General features: G+C 70.2%; 3 protein-coding genes. All 3 read right to left on the bottom strand.

Translation table 11 applies throughout. The features are described from left to right. A partial coding sequence (locus LQV16_RS23440) for a hypothetical protein (protein ID WP_229996222.1) occupies window positions 1-187 on the bottom strand: 187 nt, incomplete at its 3' end. A 12-nt stretch (window positions 188-199) separates the two neighbouring features. Beyond that, entirely contained in the window at window positions 200-1,126 is a 927-nt protein-coding gene (locus LQV16_RS23435; protein WP_229996221.1) for a hypothetical protein, read from the bottom strand. After that, a partial coding sequence (locus LQV16_RS23430) for a hypothetical protein (protein WP_229996220.1) occupies window positions 1,123-1,665 on the bottom strand: 543 nt, incomplete at its 5' end. The genes LQV16_RS23435 and LQV16_RS23430, both read right to left, overlap by 4 nt.

Genomic DNA, 1,665 nt, shown 5'->3' with positions numbered 1-1,665 from the left:
GTCCCAGCGAGAGGGCGACGGCGGCAGCCAGCAGCAGCGCCATCAACTTTTTCGCGCCTGCCCGTGCGCCCGTCAGGACGGTCGTGTAGGCGGTCTTGGCGGGTGCCGGTGCCGTCGTCGGTGCCGAGCCGGCGGGCGGCCCGGCCCCTCTCCTCCGAGCGCTCCCCAGCGTTGCGTTCCTGAGCATTTTCTTGTCCCCTTAGTTCGGTTGATGACTGACCGTGCTGGCACCCAGCGCGGCCACATCCTCGGCCGAAAAGAGGCCTCGAATGCAGTGATCGTTTTGGTTCTCTCCCACGTTTGTGCTCATGAGGCTCTGGCCTTGGCTGCCAGGAATGATCGGGAAGTGCCGGGGCACTGGCCCGATCTGGCGCACCGGGATTCCGGCGCGCAGGGCCACCCACTTCAGCCAGATGTCATCCGCGCGCGGGCACGAGGTCAGGAAGCCGTCCCCGCGCAGCCGCAGCGCCTCCAGCATCGCCGGCGGGTAGATGACGCCGGACACGCCGGTGGCGAAGTTTCCCGCCCGCACGGCCGTGTCACGGGCCCACGGCCAGGTCGAGTAGCCGGATACCTGGCCCCCCTCGATCCCCATGATGCTGACCCGGTACGCGCCCACGGTGCCGGGGTGGCGCTCGCCGGCATCCACCAGCAGCGCCAGCCACTTCGCCGGGTAGACGATGTCGTCGTCGGCCGTCACGAGCGGCACGGTGTGCCGTGGCACGGATGAAACGTAGGGGTAGTACTTGGTGTGGGGTCCGTAATTGGACGCTCCGCCATTGGATGCCGCCCGGATTTCCAGGCCGCGGCGTTCAAGGCGCCGCAGTGACGCCGGGCACGCCGCGATGTCTTCAGGCGACTGCAGCCACAGCACAAGGCGCTGCGGCCGCACCGTGCCGCGGGCAATCGATTCCACCCCGAGCGACACCGTGCGGATCCGGTCACCGTAACTCGTCAGGGAGACGACCACCGGCGCGGATCCGGTGACGGGCCCGCGTGCCACCAGGTTGCGGACCTGCAGGTAAGCCACGGCGCTGGCGGCCCGCAGCCCTTTGCCCAACTTGCGTGCCCGCCGGACCATCCGGCGGGGAGCAGAGACCGGCGGGCCGCCCGGTGCCGGTGTCATGGCTTGTTTCCGGCCGGGGCACGGCCGGCGAACGTCGCAATGGGCGTCTCGGCTTCCAGGTTGAAGTGGATCGTCACGGTATCCCGCGCGTCGAGCGGCACGGCGAAGATGAACACTGCGACGCCGGTGGCCCCGGGTGCGACGCTGGCCGGGAAGGGCGCGGGGTCCGGTCCGCTGAGCTGGCTCGCCGGGGCATCGTCCTTGCCGTAGCTGACATCTACGAGCGCCCGGTCAAGCGCGAGCGGCGCCGCGGTGCTGTTGACCACGCTGATTTTGAACCGCACGGCGGGTCCGGCCACTTCGCCGATGCCGGTTGCCACGCCCTGGACGGCCGTCATGTCTGTGATGGTCGCCGACACGCCACCTTTGACGGTTTTCTTGGCTGTCAGCTCCACCGGGGCGGCCGTGGGCTGCGCGATCGCCGCGAGCTCCTGGTCCGTTTTGCCCTTCCGGTCCACGGGGGCCGGGTTGACCTCGGGCGGGCCGGACGGTTTCGTCGCCGTCGGCCGTGCGCCGGGGACGGCCGCCGGGTCCAGCGT

Source organism: Arthrobacter sp. Bi26 (assembly GCF_918697925.1).
Classification (GTDB): Bacteria; Actinomycetota; Actinomycetes; order Actinomycetales; family Micrococcaceae; genus Arthrobacter.
This window is presented reverse-complemented; position numbering and strand designations above follow the sequence as displayed.

Excerpts from the sequence above, each read along its gene's own strand:
- LQV16_RS23435 (WP_229996221.1), bottom strand. The coding sequence starts at position 1,126 with ATGACACCGGCACCGGGCGGCCCGCCGGTCTCTGCTCCCCGCCGGATG.